General features: G+C 38.9%; 12 protein-coding genes and 1 pseudogene. 2 read left to right on the forward strand and 11 right to left on the reverse strand.

Annotation, left to right across the window (positions count from 1 at the left end; all coding sequences use genetic code 11):
- Position 1: 1 nt before the first annotated feature.
- The 7 genes and pseudogenes from aroB to pilM form a co-directional block, all read right to left on the reverse strand.
- The gene (gene aroB / locus RFH42_RS08780) at positions 2-1,087 is read right to left on the reverse strand and encodes a 3-dehydroquinate synthase (protein ID WP_308975248.1); all 1,086 of its coding nucleotides are present in this window, start codon (positions 1,085-1,087) and stop codon (positions 2-4) included.
- Positions 1,088-1,170: 83 nt separating this feature from the next.
- Complete coding sequence (aroK, locus tag RFH42_RS08785; protein WP_308975210.1) at positions 1,171-1,713, reverse strand: shikimate kinase AroK; 543 nt, start codon at positions 1,711-1,713, stop codon at positions 1,171-1,173.
- Between the two features lie 36 nt (positions 1,714-1,749).
- A pseudogene (locus RFH42_RS08790) lies at positions 1,750-3,111 on the reverse strand (type IV pilus secretin PilQ); the annotation flags it as partial.
- A 274-nt stretch (positions 3,112-3,385) separates the two neighbouring features.
- Positions 3,386-3,910, reverse strand: coding sequence for a pilus assembly protein PilP (locus tag RFH42_RS08795; RefSeq protein ID WP_308975211.1), 525 nt, complete (start codon positions 3,908-3,910; stop codon positions 3,386-3,388).
- 72 nt (positions 3,911-3,982) lie between these two features.
- Positions 3,983-4,606 carry a type IV pilus inner membrane component PilO gene (locus RFH42_RS08800; protein WP_308975212.1) on the reverse strand — a complete coding sequence of 208 codons (624 nt, stop codon included), beginning with the start codon at positions 4,604-4,606 and terminating at the stop codon, positions 3,983-3,985.
- Between the two features lie 49 nt (positions 4,607-4,655).
- A complete protein-coding gene (locus tag RFH42_RS08805; protein ID WP_308975213.1) occupies positions 4,656-5,261 on the reverse strand; it encodes a PilN domain-containing protein in 606 nt (201 codons plus the stop codon).
- The gene (pilM, locus tag RFH42_RS08810; protein ID WP_308975214.1) at positions 5,258-6,325 is read right to left on the reverse strand and encodes a type IV pilus assembly protein PilM; all 1,068 of its coding nucleotides are present in this window, start codon (positions 6,323-6,325) and stop codon (positions 5,258-5,260) included. The genes RFH42_RS08805 and pilM overlap by 4 nt, the downstream gene beginning before the upstream one ends.
- Positions 6,326-6,482: 157 nt before the next feature.
- On the opposite strand from pilM, the gene ponA reads away from it, so the two are divergent.
- Positions 6,483-9,104 (forward strand): penicillin-binding protein PBP1a, encoded by a 2,622-nt coding sequence (gene ponA, locus RFH42_RS08815; protein WP_308975215.1) that lies wholly within the window; start codon positions 6,483-6,485, stop codon positions 9,102-9,104.
- Between the two features lie 138 nt (positions 9,105-9,242).
- Here ponA and RFH42_RS08820 read toward each other — a convergent pair whose 3' ends face one another.
- The 3 genes from RFH42_RS08820 to RFH42_RS08830 all read right to left on the reverse strand — a co-directional run bounded on the left by RFH42_RS08820 (position 9,243) and on the right by RFH42_RS08830 (position 11,967).
- Positions 9,243-9,740, reverse strand: a complete 498-nt coding sequence (locus RFH42_RS08820; RefSeq protein WP_308975216.1) for a flavin reductase — start codon at positions 9,738-9,740, stop codon at positions 9,243-9,245.
- Positions 9,741-9,932: 192 nt separating this feature from the next.
- A complete protein-coding gene (locus tag RFH42_RS08825; protein WP_308975217.1) occupies positions 9,933-10,961 on the reverse strand; it encodes a methionine synthase in 1,029 nt (342 codons plus the stop codon).
- Positions 10,962-10,989: 28 nt separating this feature from the next.
- The gene (locus tag RFH42_RS08830; protein ID WP_308975218.1) at positions 10,990-11,967 is read right to left on the reverse strand and encodes a DUF1852 domain-containing protein; all 978 of its coding nucleotides are present in this window, start codon (positions 11,965-11,967) and stop codon (positions 10,990-10,992) included.
- 469 nt (positions 11,968-12,436) lie between these two features.
- On the opposite strand from RFH42_RS08830, the gene RFH42_RS08835 reads away from it, so the two are divergent.
- A complete protein-coding gene (locus RFH42_RS08835) occupies positions 12,437-13,237 on the forward strand; it encodes a DUF1460 domain-containing protein (protein WP_308975219.1) in 801 nt (266 codons plus the stop codon).
- 92 nt (positions 13,238-13,329) lie between these two features.
- On the opposite strand, the gene RFH42_RS08840 is transcribed toward RFH42_RS08835, so the two are convergent.
- Positions 13,330-14,133: a putative RNA methyltransferase gene (locus tag RFH42_RS08840; RefSeq protein WP_308975220.1), complete on the reverse strand. Its 804-nt coding sequence runs from the start codon at positions 14,131-14,133 to the stop codon at positions 13,330-13,332.
- Positions 14,134-14,153: the final 20 nt, after the last annotated feature.

A 14,153-nucleotide genomic window follows, 5' to 3' on the forward strand; every position in this document is an offset into this window, starting at 1 on the left:
CTTAACTTAAGTTTTGATTGGCTAATATCGCTTGATGCATATGTTCAACATCAAAATCTTTGCAGATTATAGCTTGACCAAGTCGTTTCAACAAAACTAATCGTAATTGACCATTTAATACTTTTTTATCATGCGACATATATGCCAAGAATTCTGTTAACGGAATAGCAGGACAAGTCACAGGTAATTGAGCACGTTCAATAATATCTTTAACACGATCTAGATCTGCTTGGTCAATCCATCCCATACGCATAGATAAATCAGCAGCCATAACCATACCCGTAGCGACAGCCTCACCATGCAACCACTGACCATAGCCAAGATATGATTCAATTGCATGACCGAAAGTATGACCTAAATTAAGCAATGCACGTTCACCTTGCTCTTTTTCATCTGCTGCTACAATACGTGCTTTATGTGCACATGAGCGATAAACTGCCTCAGCAAGTAAATTGAGATCACCCTCAACCAATTGCTCCATATGCGTCTCAAGCCAGACTAGAAAATCTAAATCACCAAGAAGTGCATATTTAATCACTTCAGCTAATCCAGCTGACAATTCACGTTTGTCTAATGTCTTTAAGTGAGACATATCAGCCAAAACCACTTGCGGCTGCTGAAATGCCCCAATCATATTTTTACCCAGTGGATGATTAATCCCTGTTTTGCCACCTACACTTGAATCAACTTGTGACAAGAGTGTGGTAGGAACCTGTATAAAATACACACCACGCTGAAAACATGCCGAAGCAAAACCAGCCATGTCTCCAATCACACCACCACCCAGTGCAAGTACAGTACAGTCGCGATTAAAACCAGCTTGTAATAAAGCATCAAAAATTAACTGCAAATGTTCAATATTTTTATATTTTTCACCATCTGGCAAAACACATGTCGACACATCTTTACCCAAGCCTTGTAAAGCTGAACGATATTGCTCTAAATAAAGTGCAGCCACAGTGGTGTTGGTCACGATCATAACTTGTTTCCCCATAATATAAGGAGCAAGCAATTGAGCAGTATCTAATTCACTACCAATAAAAATAGGATAACGACGATCGCCGAGTTCAACATGAAGTGTTTGCATGAGGTGTTGTGCCATTCCAGAAAATCCAAACCGCCCTCTAGATTAAACTAAAGAACGGTTGCTTAAAAACAGATCATCACAATTTATTTAATTTTCTTGTCAATGATCATTTGTAAAATGCGCTGTGCAAGATCACGCGCAGCACCTTGATTTGTTTCAATAATATAATGTGCTACATCTCGATATAACGGGTCTCGTGCCGCGAGAAGACTGCTTAACTTTTCTGCTGGATTTTCCACTTGTAATAGTGGTCGATTCTTATCCCGATATGTTCTTTGTAGCTGAATTTCCACAGGAGTATAGAGATAAATAACAATACCTCGCTGCTTCAGAAACTCTCGATTAGCTGCTTGAGTAACAGCACCGCCACCAGTTGCAAGCACAATACCAGACTTATTGGTTAACTCGTCAATCACCGTGGTCTCACGTTGGCGAAATCCGACCTCACCTTCTTTCTCAAAAATCCACGGAATATTTGCCCCAGTTTTACGTTCAATTTCATGATCACTATCTAGAAACTGCCGATCTAAGAAGTCAGCCAGATGACGTCCTACTGTGGTCTTCCCTGCACCCATAGGTCCGACCAAATAAATATTGGGCAGACTATTAAACTCTTTGCTTGGCAAGGAGTCACCTATTTTATTACTGCGTTGAAATCCATCTTAATGATTTATCTGCAAACTGTCATTAACAATTCTTGGTGTCACAAAAATCAATAGCTCACTTTTCTTATCAATTTTCTCTGTACGTCTAAATAATCCACCTATTCCCGGAATATTGCCCAATAATGGAACTTTAGTCTTAGTATGCCTATTATCTTGCTCAAATATTCCACCAAGCACCACTGTTTCACCATCCTTTACCAAGACATTTGTATTAATCTGATTTTTATTCAAAATAAACTCACCATTTGGAGCAAGTTCGCCAGGAGAATCACTGGTAATATGCAATTGCATTTCTACACGACCATCAGGGGTAATACTTGGTGTTACATCTAAACTGAGTAATGCATCTTTAAATGATGTTGCGGTATTTGTTACCCCTCCTGTGTTTTCCCGAGTTTGATAAGGTACTTGTCGGCCTGCTGCGACATTGGCTTTTTGTTTATCCGCAGTTAAAACTTTAGGGCTCGAAATCACTTCGGCAGTACCATCTGCTTGTAAGGCAGATAACTCTAAATCCAATACAGTATCTGCTAAATGAATTAAGCCAAATGCAATTTTACTTACACTCGCACTACTCACTCCCAAATCTATATTTAAGTTGCTGGTTAAAAAACCACGATCACCACCTTTAGTCACAGCGCTCCATTTCACCCCTAGCTCTTTAGTAAAATCCGTAGAAGCACGTATAACGCGTGCCTCAATCATGACCTGACGTACAGGTACATCAAGTAGTTCAATCATTTTACTGATTTGTTCTAATTTAATTTTGGTATCTATAATAATTAAAGTATTGGTCCGTTGATCTACCGAAACACGTCCTCTATGACTTAATAAACTGCTCCACTCATCTTCTGTATGCGCTGTAGATTTAGTCGCATGTTCACTACCAGATGCCTGTGAATAATTTGCTTGGTTTCGATCAATTAGTTTTTCAATATCGCTTGCTTTAGCATATTTCAGTTGAATATAAACAGTATGCAGCAGCGCAGTTTTTAAACGCTGTGTTTCTGCACGCGCCTCTTCATCCTCAACTTTATTTAATTCTGCAGCAGGCGCAATCCAAATCACATTTGCCTGCTGACGCTTCGCCAACCCCTTACTTTTCAATATCAAATCCAGTGCATGATCCCAAGGAATATCCTTTAAAAGTAAAGTAATATTGCCTCGCACCGAGTCTGCAACGAGTATATTTTGTCCAGTATAACTGGCTAAAAGCTGTAAAACACGGCGAATATCAATGTCCTGAAAATCTAAAGAAATTTTTTTACCTGTATAAACAGGGGTGCTTATAGCTTCTGTCAGCCCTTCCGTATCAGCCAGCTTATCTTCAGCTAAATTTGACTTAGATTGAGCTAATTGCTTATTCAAAACATTTACACCCACTTCTGTCGCTTCAAGTGCCTTGGATTCTAATGTTAAATCCTTGTCTTGGTGGTGTGCTGATGGTATTTGATCAATCACTTGTGGCTGAGCCTCTATCTCTCCTCCCCAAACCAAGAAAAGAACGCCCCATAGCACTTTAAGCTTCATCACATTTGCCTCCTTTTCATTATTTTTATTTAGACACGCTAACTGACTGAATATTTTTATGATTTACTGCTAAATGCTCTAGCAATGAAAAATTTAGTTTTCATTACTTGGCACTCAGTGCAATATTTTTTTTGACCTCAATATATCCTTGCTTTGCATCATATTTTTTTTCTACTAAGCAAATTTTCGAGGCATCAATGTGTACTACTTTTGCTTGGTTAGGCCCTAAAGTTGCTCCGCGATGTACCCATTCCAAATCACCTTCTGGTGTTTGAACTAACGCAACATATTCACCTGTAGCATTACGTAGACTGCCCTTAAAAAGTAAGCTCTCCAAAGAAAACAGTGCCAATGGCTGTGATCTTTCTGATGGTAAATTCAAAGGCTTTTGCAGCGCCGATTCAGTTAAAACTGTGCTCGGTACAAATGGGCTTCTTAAATGCTGTGCATTATATTGAAAATGTGGGGCTGGCTGAAAAGTGTATAGAGCCACATCATTTTTTAATTTTAGCTGGTGAATTTCTGCTAAATCATGACTCACCGTATCAATTTGAGAGCTGCACGCAGAAATCAAAAGTGGCAAGGCATAGAAAGTACGTCTTATTTTTTCTATCAAAGGTATTTTCATATATCACTTTTTATTTATACACTGATCTTTAATTTTTCATGTCATTTACACACCTACACATCGGCTATTATTTTACAAGTGAGCTTGATGATAAGTTTTGATCTGCAATTGATATTTGAGTAATGTCGCTGCTGAATGTTGGTTGGCTTCACTCTCCAACTCAATACTAAAATCATGCAAACTTATTAACTGTGGCAGCTTAGCTATTTCACTTACAAAGTGCCCCAAAGCATGATAGTCACCTTGTGCTTCAATCAAAATGGGCTGTATCAATAAAAAATCCTGCTGAACTGTTGTCTCTAACTGTATATTTTTAATCTTTAGACCCGATACTCGTGCGCTTTGATGCAGTGTTGCAATGAGCTCAGGTAACTGCTCAGGCCTAACTAATAGTTGTAATTGTTTTGAAAAATAAGCTCTTAACTGCTGCATATTTTGCTGTTCATACCTTGCACGCATCAGTCGATAATAACGAGAACGATAGGTGTTAAGTAACTTCTGTTGATGAATTCTTGCCTGCTCAATTTCCACAACTTTAGGATAAACAAATAAACCATAAGCTAGAGCCAACACCACAGTAAAAAGTACAATCAAATAACAAAACTTAAGTAAACGTGGCCAATGAGCATAATCCTGCAAATCGATTTTTTGTAAGGCATGGATATAGAAAATTAACTTTTGTTTTATGCTTTTCATAACTTAAGGTATCGAAATTTCCTAATATTCAGCAGTTCTATTTTTTTCGTTAAGGAGACTTAGAATGCGGCAAATCAAGTGCAATATTACTTAAATCAACAGTAACCACATAACGTCCATAACGGCCCTCATGATGCACATCAGCAGACTGTGAAGACGGAAGTTCATCTGGCATGACAAAGGAGCGTATTACTGCATTTTGAAACCAGATCGAATGTTCCAATTGACGCAGTAAAGTAGAGACTGTACTTGGATGAACTGCTTTGCCTTCTAATGTTAAACCACTACCATTTCGACTCACTTTCTCAAGATGTAAATCTTCAGGTAATAAACGTACTAACTCATCCATCAATCGTGCAGTTACTGGTCTTTGTCCTTGTAAATGGTGAAGAAACTGTATTTGTTTAAATTGTATTTGATCGTTTGTATTTATCTGCTCAATCTGTTTGAGTTCTATATCCAAATCTTGCTGGGCACTTGAAATCAACTGATTCGCTTGAATCTGGTCGTCTAATCTATACGCTTGATACGACCAGTCAATGAATGCCAAAAACAATGCCAAGAAACCTGCCCCTCCAGAAATCATCACAAAATTTTTTTTCTGTTCTTCTCTCTGTCGTTCACGCCACGGAAATAAATTAATTTCACCCTTCACGTCGCACACCTAAGTGCTAAACCACAAGCTAATAGCATGGCTGGTGCATCATGCATTAATTGTGTTTTATCCACCTGCGCAGATATATTCATTTGCATGAAGGGGTTTACAAGCGAAACGGTATAAGCCAACTTTTGCTGTAGCAATACCACTAGACCTGCAAGTTGAGCACTACCTCCAGCTAACCATATATGTTGAATGGGTCGTGCAACCTCAGAAGCTTGAAAAAGATGTAATGCACGAGCAGCTTGTTGTACTGTTGCTTGTAGAAAAGGCGATAGTACTTCAACTTCATAATCTTTAGGTAAAGCCTTCACACCTTGTTGTTTTGCACGTTGAGCCTCACTCAAAGACAAGCCATAGTAACGCTGAATATGTTGAGTCAATTGTTGTCCACCAAACAGCTGTTCATGGCTATAAATTGTTTTGTCTTGTGCAAATACGGTAAGTGTTGTGTTGTAATGTCCAATATCAAGTAAAGCAACCGTGTCGATTTGTTCAGGCAACAGCATCATTAAATACCGATAAACACGTTCTAAAGCATAAGCTTCTACATCAACAATCTGAGCATTTAGACCAGCCAACTCCAATAACTCAATACGTGTATCTACATGTTCCGTTGGCGTCGCAGCCAAGAGTACTTTATAACGACCAGACAAAAGCTCTTGCTCTTTTAAATAAGTAAAATCCAAATTGACTTGATTCAAAGGGAAAGGAATATATTGCTCAGCCTCAATACGTATTTGTAATTCACGTTGATGTGTTGTTAGGTTTGCATCAATTTCAATTAATTTATCAATAACTAAGGCCGTTGGAATTGCAATAGCTGCACTCGAACTTCGAGGGTTGGCAATCCGTAAAGCCTGCCTTAATGCCTCAATAACAGCATCTGAATTGAGAATATTTTTTTCAAACACACAGCCTTCATCTAAAAGGCTTACACCATAACTTTCAACTTGATATCGCCCATTTTTTTTAGAAAGTTCTAGTATTTTTACAGCTGTAGAACTAATATCTACACCTATTAGTAGCCGCTTGTTTCGCCTATGGAATAGTCTAAGCACGGTTTTTTCCTTTTTATTTTGCCCAGTAACCTAAACGCAAAGCTGTTGGTCTTATTTTTATCTTAGACTGGCATCTTCATCTAACAATCAATTAGATGAGAAGTTATACTGACCAGCAATTATGCTTGCCAAGAGCTCATATTAAAACTTACTTGTTATGAAAAAGCTATCCAGTTCAGGTTCAGTCCATCCGTTTTTTTTGCTGATCATCATCTTGTTGATTGCGATTCCTATGGGCTTTTATGGGATGTATCTTTACATCGCTCCATCGCTCCCTGATATGAAATCGTTAAAAAAAGCGCCATTGATTAAACCTCTGCAAGTTTACAGTGCTGATAATCAATTAATTTCTGAGTTTGGCGGTAAATTGTCAGTTCCAGTTGAATATGAACAAATACCACCACACTTTATTCATGCCTTCCTTGCCGCTGAAGATTCATCATTTTTTGAACACAGTGGTATTAGCTTTAAAAGCTTGGGACGTGCATTAAGTGAAAGCTTATCTGGCTCTGATGTGCAAACAGGTGGTTCAACCATCACCATGCAGGTTGCAAAGAACTATTATCTAAGCCCTGAAAGAACATTAAAGCGTAAACTTACAGAAGTATTTTTGGCACGTAAAATTGAACAAAACCTAACTAAGCCAGAAATTTTATCTTTATATGTAAATAAAATTTTCTTAGGTAAAAATGCTTATGGTATTGCTGCAGCAGCCAAGATTTACTATAACAAAAACTTAAATGAGCTCAGCATTGCCCAAATGGCGATGATCGCAGGTCTCCCTAAAGCACCATCAAAATACAACCCAGTGGTAAATCCAGAGCGAGCATTAGAACGTCGTAATTGGATTTTAGGGCGTATGCTACAGTTAGGTTATATTAATCAAACCGAATACCAAAAAGCAGTTGCTGAACCGATTAACCTAGATATGCCCGATCGCAGTGTCAACAACCGTTTCCTTTATGTAGGGGAAATGGTTCGCGCTGAAATGATCGACAAATTTGGGGAACAAGCGATCGATTCTGGGTATAAAGTATATACAACTATTGACTCAAAACGTCAGGAATACGCTGAAGAATCGGTACGTAAGGGCTTAGAAGCTTATGATATTCGTCATGGTTGGCGTGGTGCTGAGGCACATGACAAACCACTAGAAGAATTCTATCCATATGCCAACACTTTCCCAGCTAAGGTGGTTAAGGTAAATAGCAATAGCTTTGAAGCCTTAATGCAAAATGGTAAAACCGTTACTGTTGCATGGTCTGGAATGTCTTGGGCTCGTCGTTATATTAATGCAAATAGTGTCGGTGGTGCTCCAAGCAATGCCTCACAAATTGTAAAAGTAAAAGATATTATTCGCCTACGCCCAAATGCTGAACAAACATCATGGGCTTTGGTGCAAGTACCGAATGTACAAGGACAGTTAATTTCTATCAATCCAAATGATGGATCAATTGTCGCTATTGTTGGCGGTTATAATTTCCACCAATCTAAATTTAACCGTGCCATTCAAGGTTGGCGTCAACCAGGTTCGATTATCAAGCCATTTGTTTATACATTGGCTCTAGAACGCGGCATGACACCTTATACCATGCTAAATGATAGCCCGATTACCATTGGTGGTTGGTCACCTAAAAATGCGGATGGCCGTTATTTAGGGATGATTCCTTTACGTCGTGCCTTGTATTTATCACGTAATACTGTATCTGTACGTCTACTTCAAGACGTGGGTATTGAACGTACTCGCCAATTATTCATGGACTTTGGTTTACAAGAAGATCGTATTCCACGTAACTACACAATTGCTTTAGGTACACCGCAAGTACTACCAATCCAAATGGCAACTGGCTATGCCGCAATTGCCAATGGTGGGTATCGCGTTCAACCTTACTTCATTAATAAAATTGAAGATGCATATGGTAAAGTCATTTATCAAGCCAAGCCTGAATATGCGTGTATTCAATGTATTGCTCAAGATGCAGCAGTGAAAAAAGATGCCGAGAGTGCGAGCGGTGCAACACCTGACGATGAAGTGATACAGGAAAACAAACCAGCATCTGCACCAGCTTCCGCAGTGGTTACAACAAATCGTCAGTTGACTAAAGAAGAGAAGAGCCAATATCGCCAAGCACAACGGATCATTAAGTCGAGTTCTGCATTTGACATGGCCAACATCCTCCGTGATGTAATTGTACACGGTACAGGTCGTGCGGCACTTAAGATTGGTCGTGATGATATTGCAGGTAAAACTGGTACAACCAACGACGCAAAAGATGCTTGGTTTGCCGGCTTTAACGGTAAATTAGTGACTGTAACATGGGTTGGTTTTGACCGACCAACAACATTGGGTCGTCGTGAATATGGTGGTATTGCAGCTTTACCGATCTGGATTAACTATATGGACCAAGCTTTAAAAGGTACACCTTCAGCTTGGGTTAGCCTAGATGTCAACGCTAAAGCACCATTAACGCGTGAAGAACGTGGTCATCCTCAGCAACAGGTTATTGAAGGACAAAAAGATGAATACCGTACTTCACCGCCTCTCGCTCGTCCACTGTATCGTCCTGCTCCAGTGACACCACCACGTAATCCTTCAAACGACTTTGCAGACTTACCTGCTCCAACAGCACCAAAACCAGTGGTTCGTAATAACACCAGTACCACTACAACAACACATACCACTACGAGCATTACAACTCGTCCAGCAAATAGTGGCAATAACAGTACCCCAACGCGTAAACCTGACTCACTTGAAAACTTGATTAATGAAATTCAATAATCAATATTGAGAAAAGGAAAAATTTACCCATAAAAAAGCCAGCAAATGCTGGCTTTTTTATGGCGTTGTCGGTGTAGCATGACACTTAAGAAAATTATTATTCATGTAACATTGTCTACGAATGAATATTACACACGTTTAAGCGAGTTCCAACTGTTCTACACCCACATGATGATAAGCACGATTAAAATACACCAAACTTTGTTCTTGTTGATTTTGTTGTATTGCAACAATAGGACAAATAAAAATCGTATGTGTTCCAACTTCTTGAATCTGTTCAATATGACAGTCAAAGCTCACTAAAGCATCTTTGAGTACTGGTGCACCTGTTTCGAGTGTAGTCCAGGTTCCATGTTCAAAGCGCTGTTCTGAACTCATTTTCGATGCAAAAACATTTGAAATATGCTGATGCTGCGCGGCTAACACATTTACTGTTAAAATCTTATTTTCTACAAAATGGTGATGTGATCGGGAAGATTTATTCATACAGACCAATAAAGTTGGAGGTGTATCTGTGACACTACACACAGCAGACGCTGTGAATCCATGGCTGCCAGTCTCCCCAGTTGTCGTTACAACATTAACCGCACTGGTTAATGAAGACATTGCATTTTTAAAGTCTGTAGCATCTACCATCACTTTATTCCTAAACTGAATGTACTTGTGCATTATCCTCGGCTATGCGCTATCTTTCTACAAAAGTACATCTCGATCTGCGTTCTAAATAGAACCAACATTGATCTTCATAAAATAAGGGTCAGTTGTTTGAACTCTATTTTTCAATAGCACAAACGGACCAACCCTCTTTACATCACCAATAACAGCAGCTTAACCTGCTAGTTCTTGTCGAATAATCTCAGCACCTGCACTGAGTGCATTAAGCTTAGCTCTTGCCACTTGGCGAGATAAAGGCGCCATACCGCAGTTTGTAGATGGATAAAGTTTATCTGCATCGACAAATTGCAGTGCTTTACGTAGCGTATTGGCTACCTCTTCGGCAGTTTCAATTGTGTTGCTTGCTACATCAATAGCACCAACCATAACTTTCTTGCCACGAATAAGCTCAATCAAATCCATTGGAACACGAGAGTTTTGGCATTCTAGTGAAACAATATCAATATTCGATGCTTGTAGCTTTGGAAAAGCCTCTTCATATTGACGCCATTCTGAGCCTAAAGTCTTTTTCCAATCAGTATTTGCCTTAATACCGTAGCCATAACAAATATGTACAGCTGTTTCGCATTTTAGACCTTCAAGAGCGCGCTCTAGCGTTGCAACGCCCCAATCATTTACTTCATCAAAGAATACATTAAATGCTGGTTCATCGAATTGAATAATATCAACGCCTGCTGCTTCTAACTCTTTCGCTTCTTGGTTTAAAATTTTGGCAAATTCCCAAGCAAGTTTTTCACGGCTCTTATAGTGATTGTCATAAAGCGTATCAATCATCGTCATTGGGCCAGGCAAAGCCCACTTTATGGGTTGATCAGTAAGTGAACGCAAAAATTTAGCATCTTCAACGAATACTGGCTTTTGACGAGCTACCTCACCAACGACTGTAGGGACACTTGCATCATAACGATTACGGATTCGTACCGTCTCACGTTTTTCAAAATCAACACCGCTCAAGTGCTCAATAAATGTTGTGACAAAATGCTGACGAGTTTGCTCACCATCACTCACAATATCAATGCCAGCTTGCTGTTGTTCATGTAGTGCCAAACGTAAAGCATCTTGCTTGCCGTCAATCAATTGCTCATCTTGCAGCTTCCATGGAGACCATAGTTTTTCAGGCTCTGCAAGCCATGAAGGTTTTGGTAGGCTGCCAGCGGTTGAAGTTGGTAACAATATTTTCATATTCAATAATCTTTTATCTTTAGGTTAATTAAAGTGCGTAAGTCGCTGCCCACTGTTCCAAAACATTTTGGTATGGCTTGATAAAGCTCTCTTCAGTGAACTTGCCTTGCTTAACCGCTAACTGGCTGCGTTCTTCTCGATCGTAAACAATTTGAGTAAGTGAATAATCAGAGTTCTTCAAACTCGGTTGATAGCACTTACCTGCTGCTGCATTGGCATTGTAAATTTCGGGACGATAAATCTTTTGAAAGGTTTCCATTGTGCTAATTGCACCAATGAGTTCCAAGTTCGTGTAATCTGCAAGCAAATCTCCACGGAAATAAAATGCCAGTGGTGCAACACTATTTGCAGGCATAAAGTAGCGAACTTCTAAGCCCATTTTGCCAAAATATTGATCTGTTGAAGAAAACTCATTCTGTTGGTATTCAACACCTAAAATCGGGTGTACATTTTCAGTGCGGTGATAAGTCTTACTGCTTGAAACACTGAGGCAAATTACAGGAGCCTTCGTAAAGTTTGCTTTATAAGCATCGGAATTTACAAAGTACTTAAACAGCTTGCCATGTAAATCACCAAAATTTTCTGGAAGGCTAAATTTTGCCTGATCTTTATTGTGTTCCAAAAGCAACACACTAAAATCGTAATCTCGAACATAAGAAGAGAAACTATTGCCAACAATACCTTCAATACGTTGGTCATTCTTATGATCAATAATATTTGTTTTTAAAATTTCAATAATAGGAAAGGTTTCACCCTTACCTTCAATGTCCATATCTACAGAAATAATTTCAAGCTCAATTGCATAACGATCTGCATTAGGATTATCCCAATGAGCTAAGTCATTGAAACGATTGTTCATCATCTTAAGCGTATTACGCAAGTTCTCTTGACGACTTTCTCCTCGAGCCAAATTGGCAAAGTTAGTCGTAAGACGTGTGCTATCCGCAGGATGATAATTTTCATCGAAACTAATGCTCTTAACCGAGCATGTAAACTCATTACTCATTGTGATCTCTACCCTAATTTCTGAGATAAAACCTAAATTTATTAACTACTCTTTCCAATTGCTTTCTGGTTCTCCCAGTCAAGCCTAATGTCAGTTTTAACGCTGTGCCTCTTGGCTCAACTGCAGATCAATGATCAAACTGTTTATATCTAAGAGCGATGTTGAGATTTATACCCGAATCACGACACCAATAAAAACGAGTTAATTTCACAAAAAAATGAGCTAAATTCATGATGAGCTTTTATTATGAAAAATTGTTCATCTTTTAATACCGTTGTAAATTTATCTTTCTCTCATTAACCCCTTCTAAAAATTAGATATTCTGGCAGTGTCTTGCTGTACTTATTTATAATTAAATTTGATCCTTACCTACTACTGGGCGTTCTTTTCTAAAGCTAAAAATTTTTATTGATTATTAATTTAAATTACACTATGAATAACATCACAACAAAAACCTTGGAAATAAAAAATGAAAAAACGACCAATAATAGCAATAATTACATGCTTGTTGGCTGGTTGTCCTTCAGATAAAAATACTCACTACTCGACCCTGACTAGCGAGCACTCTAAAGAAAAAATTAATAAGATTATCGAACATGAGGTCAAACCAAACACTCACTTAAATTCTGGAGATTTAATTGATCGTGTTTCAGCCCCTTTCCTCGGGACTCCTTATCTTGCCAACACACTCGTGGGCGGACCAGACCAACAAGAAATTCTGGTGATTAATCTTGATGCTGTTGATTGTTTTACTTACCTTGATTATGTTGTTGCACTGACAAAATCACATGATGAATCTTCTTTTGAACATGCACTCATTAATGTACGATATAAAAATTCAGATGTAACTTACTATAACCGCAAGCATTTTTTCACTGATTGGTATGCAAGCTCGCCACAGAATGCAGTAGATATCACCTCCACGTTAAGCTCAGATGCCATTACTGTAGAAAAAGTATTAAACCAAAAAGAGGATGGTAGTGAGTATATCAAAGGACTTGGAGCAATTCCCCGTACAATTACCTATATACCTGGACAAGCAATTCATCAGCAGCTGCTTGATAATCTAAGAAATGGTGATTTAATCGGTATCTACTCTCCAATAAGTGGATTGGATGTGTCACATACAGGTATTGTCATTAAAAAGAATCGACAAGTTTTTTATCGCAATGCCTCATCTTTAGCTAAAAACAATCAAGTTGTAGACACGCCTTTTCTCGAATATATGAAGTCAAAACCAGGAATTGTAGTGTTGCGTGTTATGAACTAATCAGCGATTGTTCTTTGTAAAATAACAGTACATCAGTGCCATGCGTTTGAGATACAACATGGCACTGAAAACAATCAATACACAGAAGACACTTACTTCTTCTGGAATAAATAAAGCTGAAAGCTTGCTTTGACATCTAACATATCACGTTGCTGTAGCGCTTCACGTCTTTCTGCCTTTGCTTTGTAAGCATATGGTGTCATCGCAATCAGCTGTCCAAGTTGTTGTTGATTCAAATGCAAGTCAGCATCAATCACCTGTTGTTCAACCAAATCAAAGTTATCTTGTAACTGTGCAATAAATTTCTCTGGTTGATGTGGGCTCACCTGATCAAATAGAGCTTCACGCATAGCATAGAGGTGGTCTGTTGCAGGTGTAACTACCAATAAGTACCCCTTAGGCTTCAGTACACGCAAAATTTCTGCTTCTGGAATAGGACTAAACAAGCTACTACATACATCTATACACTCATCTAATACAGGCAAAACAGCACCAGTAGCCACCACCCAAGTCACTTTTGAATTAAGCTTTGCCGCAATCTGCACTGCATTTTTAGCAATATCCACAGCCACACACTGCATCACCTCAGCTTGCATAGCACTGGTATAGTAGCCCTCACCACAACCAATATCGAGTAAGTTTTCTACACGCAGCTGATGTAATCGTTGTACAACTGCTTGTTGCAAAGGTGCGTAAAAACCAGCAGATAGAAATGCACGGCGCGCTTCAACCGATTGAGGAGTATCACCTGGCTGCTTACTATGTTTGTGTTGTACAACATGTAAATTAACATAGCCCTGCTTCGCCACATCATAACTATGATTATGCTCACAGTACCAACGTTTACCTTCCTGTTGTAATGCCGAATCACAAATAGGGCACATCAGTAAATTCATGTTTTACTCCACAAAATCGA

This window comes from Acinetobacter rudis, from assembly GCF_031157835.1.
Taxonomy (GTDB): Bacteria; Pseudomonadota; Gammaproteobacteria; order Pseudomonadales; family Moraxellaceae; genus Acinetobacter; species Acinetobacter rudis_A.

Excerpts from the sequence above, each read along its gene's own strand:
- aroB (WP_308975248.1), bottom strand. The coding sequence starts at position 1,087 with ATGCAAACACTTCATGTTGAACTCGGCGATCGTCGTTATCCTATTTTT.
- RFH42_RS08795 (WP_308975211.1), bottom strand. The coding sequence starts at position 3,910 with ATGAAAATACCTTTGATAGAAAAAATAAGACGTACTTTCTATGCCTTG.
- RFH42_RS08800 (WP_308975212.1), bottom strand. The coding sequence starts at position 4,606 with ATGAAAAGCATAAAACAAAAGTTAATTTTCTATATCCATGCCTTACAA.
- ponA (WP_308975215.1), top strand. The coding sequence starts at position 6,483 with ATGAAAAAGCTATCCAGTTCAGGTTCAGTCCATCCGTTTTTTTTGCTG.
- RFH42_RS08820 (WP_308975216.1), bottom strand. The coding sequence starts at position 9,740 with ATGGTAGATGCTACAGACTTTAAAAATGCAATGTCTTCATTAACCAGT.
- RFH42_RS08825 (WP_308975217.1), bottom strand. The coding sequence starts at position 10,961 with ATGAAAATATTGTTACCAACTTCAACCGCTGGCAGCCTACCAAAACCT.
- RFH42_RS08830 (WP_308975218.1), bottom strand. The coding sequence starts at position 11,967 with ATGAGTAATGAGTTTACATGCTCGGTTAAGAGCATTAGTTTCGATGAA.
- RFH42_RS08835 (WP_308975219.1), top strand. The coding sequence starts at position 12,437 with ATGAAAAAACGACCAATAATAGCAATAATTACATGCTTGTTGGCTGGT.
- RFH42_RS08840 (WP_308975220.1), bottom strand. The coding sequence starts at position 14,133 with ATGAATTTACTGATGTGCCCTATTTGTGATTCGGCATTACAACAGGAA.